We start from the raw sequence: 10,219 nt of genomic DNA, 5'->3' as shown, positions 1-10,219 counted from the left end.
CCGGACGGATTCAAGCCTAAGAAGGAGGCTTGGGGCTATCCCCTGAGCATAGGCTTATGTCCGTGTCCGAGATCATCACCGACGGCGGTCGGCGTCGTCACTGGGGTTCCACCGAGAAGCTGAGGATCGTTGAGGAAACGCTCGATGGTCGCGAGAGCATATCGGTGGTGGCGCGCCGCAATGGCGTGGCCCCGAACCTGCTGTACCGCTGGCGGCGGCTGATGCTGGAAGGCGGAAGCGTCGCGATCGTCGGCGACGATGACGTAACCAGCAACCGTCAGGTCCGTGAGATGGAAGCCCGCATCCGCGAACTGGAGCGCCAGCTCGGCCGCAAGACGCTGGAGGTCGAGATACTGAAGGAGGCGCTGGAGCGCTCGCGCCCAAAAAAAGCGAGCTTGCTCATGCACTCGCCGCTGCCGGAGACTATCCGGTGAGCCTGGTCGCCAGCACGCTCGGCGTCGGACGCTCGACGGTGTACGACCGCCTGACCGGCAGCACCAAGACGCGCGGGCCATACACGAAGGCCGACGACGCGGACCTGTTGCCCCGCATTCGCCAGATCGCCGCGCAGCGGCCAACATACGGCTACCGCCGCATCGCGGCGGTCCTCAATCGACAGCAGCGCGCCGAAGGACTGGTGCCGGTCAACCACAAACGCGTCTACCGCATCATGGCAGCCAACCGCCTGCTGCTGGCGCGGCGCTATACCGAGCGAACCGATTACGGTCATGACGGCGTCGTGGTGGCGATCCGCTCGAACCTGCGCTGGTGCTCGGACGGGTTCGAGTTCACCTGCTGGAACGGCGAGGTCGTGCGCGGCGCCTTTATCATCGACGCCCACGACCGCGAGATCATCGCCTGGCACGCCGTCACCAATGCCGGCATCAGCGGTTCGGACGTGCGCGACATCATGCTGGAAGCCGTGGAGGCCCGCTTCGGCGGTATGCGCACGGTCGCGCCGGTTGAGATGCTGTCCGATAACGGCTCGGCCTATACCGCCCGCGAAACGCGGACCTTTGCCCGGCAACTCGGGCTCAAACCCTGCTTCACCCCTGTCCGCAGCCCGCAATCCAACGGCATCTCCGAAGCCTTCGTGCATACCCTCAAACGCGATTACGTCCGCGTCTCGTCGCTACCCGATGCACTCACCGCGTTGACATCGCTTGCCGGATGGATCGAAGACTACAACGACAACCACCCTCATTCAGGGCTCAAAATGCGTTCCCCGCGCGAGCATCGCGCAATGGTTTCTGCAACCGCTTGAATCCGTCCGGCCAAACGGGGGCCAGATCAGCTGGTAAAGCGGCCATATGCTCATCCATGGTTCCACGGATTTTGCGGACGACTTGGCCCGGGTGCGTCAACGGCTCTTTCATCAGCGTGGCGTCAGTAACCTCTTCCGCCATACCGCGAGCGAACAGGTCCGCATCCGCACCCCAGGCTTGCAATGCGGCCTTTTGGCTAGGCGCTGCGACATAGGCGTCGTGGAACCCTATCGGTGTGCGGAATACCTTCATCTTGCGCGCCATAGCGCAACAACGCGCCGCAATCGCTGGGGATCAAAAACCAGGCCATCGGAGACAATATGAATGGTTCCCCTTTCTGAGGGTGGCCGGTAGCCCCCCGACGAAAGGTTTAAGGCACACCGAATCGCCAATCTCATTAAGTTTAGATGCAATACACGGTGTCCCAATCGACGCAGGTTCGACGCCAAAAATGGGACCGAATTTGATGTGGGTCATGTGGGGGCCACGAATTACGACGCTGGCTAAAACCTGAGCTTTTCTGCGGCCTACATCGAAAGATATGAGTCCTGTAAGCCCCCAAAAAACATTGAAAAAGCAATTTCTTGAGCAACGGCCTCGTGCCGATTGCAGCCCGATGGTGTCGCCCGAGACCTTTCCCGATCATGGGTTAAATCACTACAATTGCAAAGAAAGTGGTAAGGTAAACTATCGCCGCGACCGGCATCATCGCGTAATGCCGAGCGTGCCAGATCCAGCATCGGGCCAGCTGGATCGATGCCGGTGACGCCCCAGCCACCTTGTCCACCGCCAAATAGTTCTCGTCCGACGCGGGCAGCCGCAACGCCTGCTCCCGGACATGTCCCTCGATGTACACCATGCACGCAGATTGCATCGCTCTGGCCCGGCGTGGATTCCAGAACCGCGCTTTCAGACGGTCTTTATTCCGGTTGGGAAGCGCCGCGTGGCTGCGCTCGCCTGATACGCATGGTTGATAGGTCCGGAGGACTCGGATCAAAAGGGCGGGTGGCCCGGTGTTTGAAGCGGTGGAACCAAGCACGCGGTGTCTGCGGACTGGGTGACAAGGTCGTCCTCAAGCGTCGCTTCCGTTCGCTGACAGGGCTGACCCGGGTGGCGGCTCAGCGACATCGCAGATACTGGGTTTGGTTGGGACCGTGGGGCGGAAAAGACCGACGAGCTAGGCGCAAAGGTTTTAAGAACCAGTGTTTGCGAGCTATCCCGTTCACCTTCGCCAAGTGTCATTCGCTCGGACGTGTGGATGATCTGGGTCCCATATTTCACGCCGTACAATGGCGGATCGACATGGATCGCGATCGCCAAGCTGTCATGTTCGTCGATATGGTGACGTGATGGTTTGCGGCCACGGTTCGTCACGGTCATCGACTGGCGGGCCTCGTATCGCTTGTCGGATTTACCGGTGTCGCGCACGCTGGTCAGTTGCGCGTCCAGCGCATAGGCGACGCGCGTGGTCACGCGGCCCCGGCTCGTCCGGATATAGCCTTCGACATATCCCGAGCGTTCGGCGGTCGTCAGCAACGTTCCGGTGAGGTCCGCCCGGCGGCCGGGCTGTATCTGGCGCGTCGTGACGGACGCGGGCGCAAGGCGGTTGGCGATGACCGCGCCCGGCACCACGGCCCGCGTCGGATCGACCTCGCCGATCAGCGTTGCCGACACCCGGAAGGAATTGCCGACGCCCGGCATGGTCAGCGTGATCCGATGCGGTTTGCCGTCGTTGAGCAGCCCCGCGAACGGCGTCAGGTCGAGCCGCGCCGATGGCAGATTGAGGGCGTGAAGGTCGGGCGCGCGGCGCCACAGGCTGGGGTTGATGCCGCCGGTGAAGATGACGGGCTGGACCGCGTGGATACCCGCCAGTTGGTCGTCGATGCGCACTTCCACCTCGCGATGCGGCGCGGCGCAGGCGGTGGGCGCGAACGGATTCGGCGCGGCGAAACCGGGGGGGACGCAATCATACCAGAACTCGTCCCGCTCCTGCCCGATGGCGAACAGGTCCATCTCCAGTCGAATCAGGTTGCGCGGCAGGTCGAGCGTCCGGTTGAATGTCGGCTGTTGCGCATCGAGCCGCGTCAGCCCCCCGGTCACGGGCAGGACGACGCGGTACGGCTCGGCCTGCTTGCCGCCGTAGAAGACCAGCCGAGCGCGCCAGAAGACGCGGCCGTCATGATCCTTGTCGATGAAATTGGCCAGCGCCGCCACGCCCTCTGCGGGGTGCCGCAACACAGCGGCGACATCGGTCACGTCGCGCTCGACATGCCAGTGCGGTGCATAATGCGCGTCCGGCTCCATGGTGGTGCCGACGAACAGCGTCGCGCCACCCAGCGTCAGATCGGCGGTGCGATCGAACTGGGTGCCTGCGGTCACATCGAAATCAGCCTCCAGCACGACCTTGCGCCATGGCCCCGGACACTCGGCCGGTGGGCGATAGGCGATGGGCAGCGGCGTCTCGCCCGCAAATTCGCGGCGCTCGAACAAGGTCACGACGCAACGCGGCGTGTCCGGGCGAGAAACCGGGGGCGTCAGGTCGATGACCCGGTTTCCGATGGGCTCCGGCCCGGTGATGACGCTGGCGAAGAGCAGCAAGGGAATCATCGCGGCCTATCCAGTACCGATCGAGACGGCGGGGCGGGAAACGCATAACGCCCCCGCCCCGCCTGCCGCTTACTTCTCGGCCACCACCTGGGCCGGGGTCACGACCTCGACCGGCAGGCCCAGCTTGTCGAGCTGCGGCCGGATCGCCTTGGCATCGCCCACGACCGTCCAGACCCATTTCGACGGTTGCAGATGACGCCGTAGCGCCGCGTTGGCGTCGTCGATCGTCAGCGCCTGCAACCGGCCGGTGAAGCCATTGTAGAAGTCGTCCGGCCATCCATTGCGCTCGAGCTGCAGGAGCGCCGCCATGATGTAAGCGCCCGATCGGTAGCTGAAAGCGCTCTGACGCAGGATGTTGGCGACACCCTGGTCGAACTCCTTCCGGGTGACCGGCTTGTCGGTCAGGATGGCGTTGAGTTCGTGCTGGATTTCCGAGATCGCCGGGCCGGCCTTGTCGGTCTGAACACGCGTATCGACGCGGTAGACCGATCCCAGGTCGCCCGTCTCGAAATTGCCCGACGCGCCATAGCTCCAATGCTTGTCTTCGCGCAGGTTCATGTTGATGCGCGACAGGAAGCCACTGCCCAGCGCCAGATTGCCGATACGCGGAGCGATCGCCTCGTCGCTGCGGGGCAGATCGACGAGTTGCCCGCCGGCGATGGTGGCCTGCACCTGATCGGGCATGTCGATCAGCACGATCTTGGCGGGGCCAGTCGCCAGCGCGGGCTTCGGTACGATCGCCTTGGGGGCCGGGCCGCGCCCGGTCACGCTCCAGCTGCCCAGCGTCGCATTCAGGCGGGGCAGCAGGGCCGCCAGTGGCTGGTCGGATACGATGGTGAGTCTGGCCTCGTCGGGCCGCACCCAGCGTTGGAACGCGGCCTGAAGGTCGGCGCGGGTGATCGCGTTGACCTCGGCCGCCGTCGTCACCGCATTATCCGCGGCATAGGGCGTGCCGGGCGCGAGCTCCTGCGCGAACGCCGCAGCCATCAGGGCGCCCGGATTCTTGGGGGCCGAGGCGACACGCGACATCGCGTCGCGCCGCATCTCTTCCAGGCGATCCGTTGGGAAATCCGGACGCGTCAGCAGCAGCATCATGGTGTCCAGCGCCGTACCGAGCGAGGCGGTCGGCGCGTCGAAATAGACGCCGGAATCGGTGGTCTGCGCGCCGCCGCCGAACGAGGCACCGGTGCGTTCCTTCAGCTGCTTGAACCAATGGTCGTCATGACCGCCCGCGCCCTCGTCGAGCATCTGGAACATCCAACGGATCGCGTTGCGCTTGCCCGCTGGATCATCGACGGTGCCCACGTCGAAATTCAGGTTGGCGCGGGTAAACGGCACCGTCGGCTGTCGGACATAGGTGACGGGGATGCCGTTCGCGAGCGTGGCATGCTCGATCGCGGGAAAGTGGACGGGATCGGCCGCACCGATCGCCGGCAGGGGGCCGCGTGTCCCGGTCTGCGGCGGCACGATCGCCGCCTTGGGCGCATCGGCCACTTCCTTGCCGGCAACGTTCTCATCCCCCGGCGGGGTCATGCGCGGACCGGGCTTCAGCATCGCGCGATAGCCGGGGCGATCCAGCCAGGTTTTCGCCGCCGCCATCACCTGCTCCGGCGTCAGGGCGAGATAGGCTTTCAGATCGTCCTTGTACGCACCAGGCGTGCCGTAGATATTGTCCCGCTGGATCAACAGTTCGGCGCGCGGCTCCAGCAGTTCGTTGTTGCGGATCGTCGGGATGATCTGGGTACTCTTCCAGCGATCGAGTGCGTCGGCCGTGATCCTGCTCTTCAGGAAGTCGGCAATGGCGGCGTCCAGTGCGCGGGCGGCGACCTGTGGGTCCACACCCTCCCGGACCGGACCGCCGATCGTGAATTCACCGACCCCGCGATAGGTCAAATTGTTGGCGCTGATATAATTGAACAGCTTGCCCTGCCGCACCAGCTTTTCGGTCAGCGGCGCCCCGTCGATGCTCGTCATCAGGCTGGCAACGGCGTCGAGGGCGAAACTGCCCTTGTCGAGCGCGCCCGGCACCGGCCATACCCGCGAGATGGTGGCGGTGGACACCGGTCCGGTGAGCACCTGATTGATCGGGGCTTTCAGCACCGACACGGCTGCGACCGGCGGTGCATTCTCGCGACCGCGCGGAATGCTGCCGAAATACTGCATCGCCTTGGCCTTGGCCGTGGCGAGGTCGATGTCGCCCGCCAGCAGCAACGTCGCGTTGTTGGGCCCGTAATAGTCCTTGAACCACTGATGCACGTCAGCCAGCGACGCGGCGTTCAGGTCCTTCATCGACCCGATGACGCTGTGGCCATAGGGGTGCGATGCCGGATAGAGGGCGGCGCGGCGGGCATAGCCCATGATACTGGTCGGACTGTTGTCGCCGTTGCGCTTTTCGTTCTGCACGACGCCGCGCTGTTCATCCAGCACCTCCTGGGTGACCGCACCGAGCAGGTGGCCCATCCGGTCGCTTTCCATGAACAGCACACGGTCGAGGCTGCCGATCGGCACCACTTCATAGTAATTGGTGTAATCGAAGCTGGTGCCGCCATTGATGTCGATCAGGCCGGCATCACGCAGATGCGTGAAATAATCGCCCGGTACATTCTCGCTGCCGTTGAACATCAGATGCTCGAACAGATGCGCAAAGCCGCTGCGCCCCGCCGGTTCGAAGGTCGAGCCGATCTTGTAGTTGACGCTGGTGTAGACCATCGGGGCGCTGTGGTCGGTCAGGACGATGACCTTCAGCCCGTTGGGCAGCGTGAACGTCTGATAGGGGATTTTGAAATCCTCGACCATCTTCACCAGGTTTCGCGGCGCCGTATAGGTGCCCGTGGTGGTGGCCGACGCCTTGGCGGTCGCCTTTTCCGGTGCGGCGGTAACGATGCCGGGCGTCAGGATCAACGCTGCACCGGCCAGTAACATCATACGCGGGGTCATCGACTTTTCCTTGATCATAAGGGGCTGGCGCCATCGCGGTGCCGGGTCAGCGGAATGCGGAGCCGTCATGGAGAAAAGACAGGCGGCGTCCGCAAACCCGTAACAAAACTGGGGAACTTTTTTGCCGCTCGTGCGTGGCGCGCGGGAGAGCCATAGCGATGCGCCGCCCCGTCGCTGTGCAGGGGAAGCGCATCGGCATGGTCGGTCAGAACGACTTGGTGACGCCGAGATAGAAGTTCCGGAGCCTGGGGTCGCCATAGGCGCTGTAGTAAAGCGGGTCCTGCGTCGCATCGAGCGGTGGCAGTCGGTTGAACACGTTGTTGATGCCCGCCCGTATCGTGATCGTCGGCAGCCGGTAGGTGATGTTCATGTCATGATACATCTGGCTGCTGACCTTGGCGGACCCTTGGGCAGAGATGACTTCGTGGGTCGGCAGCAGATAATAGCCGCTCATGTAGCGCGTCTGCCAACCGAAGCTGATCGCATCTTTGGTCCATTGCACCGAACCGCTGCCGCGCCACCGGAGCGATCCCGACGACCCGGCCGCCGCCGCGAAGCCGCGGGTGACGACGCCGGCATAATCGTCCTCGGGCGCATCGGCGAAGGGCTGGATGGCAAGCTTGTCGACATAGGTCGCACGCCCGACCGCCGACAACGTGCCGCCGAACAGCATCGTGTCGTAGTTCAGCGTGAAGTCGAACGCCTCCGTGACCAGCGACTTCAGATTGACCAGTGACAGGTCGAGCGACGTGATCGGCCCAACCGCAAAGCCACCCGACGCCGGCCCCCGGATCACGCGGTCGGGATTGTCCTTCAGGAACAGATCGAATTGCGCCTGTGTGCCACCGAGCGCGGAGGTAATAAGCATGAGGGGACTGAAATAGACGTCGCGCTTGCGCAGGCGGGTCCAGTCGACCGAGAAGCGCAGGCCGTCGATGAAATGCGGCTTCAGGATGACGCCTGCCGTCCAGGTCTTCGACACTTCGGGGCGAAGATTGGGGTTGCCCCCGCCGAATCCGGGAACGAAGCCAATGCCGAAGCCGAGGCTCGTATCGCCGATCGGTTCGCCACCGCGTGCCGAATCTGCCACGGCGACGGCGATCTGGTCCAGATTCAAGCGAACCAGCTGGTTGAGTTGCGGCGGAAGATAGCCGGTCGTGTACGACCCGCGCAGCGTCACCCCGTCGACCGGCGACCAGAGCAGGCTGACGCTGGGGTCGGTGTGCGAATTGCGCGTGGTCGAGCGGGGAATGATCGTCCCCGCCGGCGGGCACTCCGCGAAATAGTCATACTGCCCCGGGACCGTGTCCTGAATACACGTATAGGGGTCGGCGCCGTCGCCCTTGTAATTTTCATGCCGGGCCGAGACGCGCAGCTCGAGCAGCCGGATCAGCGGCAGCTGGTGCTGGTTGCCCAGGATCGGGAAGACGACTTCGCCATATAGCGACTTCGCGGTCTGCGTGGCGCTGGGCGTAAGCGTGGTCACTGCGTTCAGCGTGGTAAGAGTGGTGCCCTTGATCGCGTCGATCCGCTGGTAATTCACCTCCGCATTGAGCGTCATCTGCGGCGTCCCGCCCGGCAGCGTGAAGGGGAGCGGTCCGGCGAGGCGCAGCGACGGCGCGATGTTCGAGGCCCGCCCGTTTTCTTCCCGACTATTGTAGGGCACCTGGTTGTACGGGAGGTTCAGGGGCGCGCCATTGAGGACGTCGCGCAGTGCGTTGATCCGACCTGTTGCGAGCAGGCTCATGGCGTTTTCATCGGGGGTGGGTTGCGACTCCTGTCGCACCGATGTGGATTGCGAATAGGCGACTTCCGCCACCGCCTGCCATTCCCAGGGCAGTTTGACGATCGCGCCCGCGAGGGTGCGGAAGGTCGAAACCGAGCTACGGCGCCGGACGTCGTAGCGCGGATCTCCGGGCAGCGTAATGGTCAGGTTCTGCGTGAACGGATTGTTCGGCGCGCTGGCCAACAGGCTGAAGGAGGTGACGCTGTTGGCATAGATATTGGTGCCCGACGAACGCGAGCCCGCAGTCTCGACATAGCCCGTGAGCCAGGAATTGAACGTTCGGCGAACCGCCAGCGACCCGCTATACTGATCGACACCGTAGATCAGCGGCGCGCGCGCGCCGGCACCGGAGGCGGTATCGGATTGATCGAAATTATAGCCGCCGATACCCGCCAGCAGCGGCCCGACGCCCGATGCCTGTAGGCCCGCATAGCCCGCGGGGACATTCCCGAACGCGCTCGACAGTGTTTGGCCGCCATAAGCGGGCTTCAGCTTCAGGGGCGTACTGTTCGAACTCTTGAAATTGACGGCCGCCCCCTGCGGTGGCCTGAGGTATGCGCCGTAGAAGGTGTACGGATCGTTGGCCAGGATCGCGTCCAGGCCGCGCTGGCGCAGGTTCTGGCGGTCGCCGTACAGCAGCGGGTCCGACTTGGTCCAGTTGCCGGTGATCGAGATGCGCGTCCGGCCGTTCTCGATCGGAATACCCGCGGTCAGGTCGATCGTGCCGCGCCCCTGCGCGAAATCGGTGGTGTTGTCGTAGTTGAGCGCCAGTTCGCCGCCCTTGAAATCGCGCCGCAGCACGATGTTGATGACGCCGCCCGACGCGCCGCTGCCATAGATGCCCGATGCGGAGGAGGCGAGCACCTCGATCCGCTCAACCGCCGCGATCGGAATGCCGGTGATCGACGGTTGGCTGATGTCGCCGGTCCCCAGATTGACGCCCGGCTGGCGACGGCCGTCGATCAGGATCAGCGTGTCGCGCAGGCCGATGCCGCGCAGGTTGATGGCACTGCTGATCCCCGGAGCCTGCGTTCGGTCCGATCCGCCCGCCATCGTCTGGTTCGCCACGACCGGGGACGTATTGACGTTCAACTGGTTGCGCAGGAAGGATTCCAGGTTGGGCGCGCCGCTGCGCTCGATCTCCTTGCGCCCCATCACGATGAAGGGCTGGCTGTCGTCCTGGGTGCGCTCGATACCGGTATTGAGCGACCAGTTTCGCTTGCCCTGCACCAGAATGTCAGGCGTCGCGCTGGTATCGACCTCGTCTCCGGCCAAAGGGGCGAGGGCCACCGCGCCGTCCTCCGTCGTGACGACCTTCAACCCGGTGCCGGCCAGAAGGCCGCTCAGCGCGAACATCGGCTCGTAATTGCCGTGCAGGCCGCCCGTCGTCTTACGGCCGACATCGTCCATGCGGTACACGATCTCGCGCTTGGTGATCTTGCTCCACGCCTGCAACGCCTCGGCCAGCCCCCCGGCCGGAATGTCGAACCGCTCGGTCGCCGCCTTGCGCGGCGTGCGCTGTGCGGATTGCGCGGCGGCGCTGCCAGCCGACGCGAACGGAGTCAGAACAGTCGCCCCCATGGCGATCGCAACCATGCTCTTCTTCATATGATAGCCCCCCTGA

At 64.3% G+C, this 10,219-nt stretch carries 4 protein-coding genes and 1 pseudogene; 1 reads left to right on the top strand and 4 read right to left on the bottom strand.

The features are described 5' to 3' along the window. Positions 1-56 precede the first annotated feature (56 nt). A protein-coding gene (locus U1H82_RS11585) for an IS3 family transposase (protein WP_322962882.1) occupies positions 57-1,264 on the top strand; the annotation gives its coding sequence in 2 pieces (ribosomal slippage) (positions 57-381 and positions 381-1,264; 1,209 coding nt in all). Positions 1,265-1,292: 28 nt separating this feature from the next. On the opposite strand, the pseudogene U1H82_RS11580 reads toward U1H82_RS11585, so the two are convergent. From U1H82_RS11580 to U1H82_RS11565, 4 genes and pseudogenes are all read right to left on the bottom strand, one after another. Continuing rightward, a pseudogene (locus U1H82_RS11580) lies at positions 1,293-1,529 on the bottom strand (hypothetical protein); the annotation flags it as partial. 729 nt (positions 1,530-2,258) lie between these two features. Beyond that, positions 2,259-3,872 carry a peptide-N4-asparagine amidase gene (locus U1H82_RS11575; protein ID WP_322965069.1) on the bottom strand — a complete coding sequence of 538 codons (1,614 nt, stop codon included), beginning with the start codon at positions 3,870-3,872 and terminating at the stop codon, positions 2,259-2,261. Positions 3,873-3,941: 69 nt separating this feature from the next. Beyond that, positions 3,942-6,809, bottom strand: coding sequence for a M16 family metallopeptidase (locus U1H82_RS11570; protein WP_322965068.1), 2,868 nt, complete (start codon positions 6,807-6,809; stop codon positions 3,942-3,944). Positions 6,810-7,014: 205 nt separating this feature from the next. Then, on the bottom strand, positions 7,015-10,203 hold the full coding sequence (locus U1H82_RS11565) for a TonB-dependent receptor (RefSeq protein WP_322965067.1): 3,189 nt from the start codon (positions 10,201-10,203) through the stop codon (positions 7,015-7,017). Between the last annotated feature and the right edge of the window lie 16 nt (positions 10,204-10,219).

Origin of the sequence: Sphingomonas fuzhouensis, assembly GCF_034659795.1 — a bacterium.
Classification (GTDB): domain Bacteria; phylum Pseudomonadota; class Alphaproteobacteria; order Sphingomonadales; family Sphingomonadaceae; genus Sphingomonas; species Sphingomonas fuzhouensis.
The sequence above is the reverse complement of the archived record's forward strand: the minus strand, read 5'-3'. Positions and strand labels throughout refer to the sequence as shown.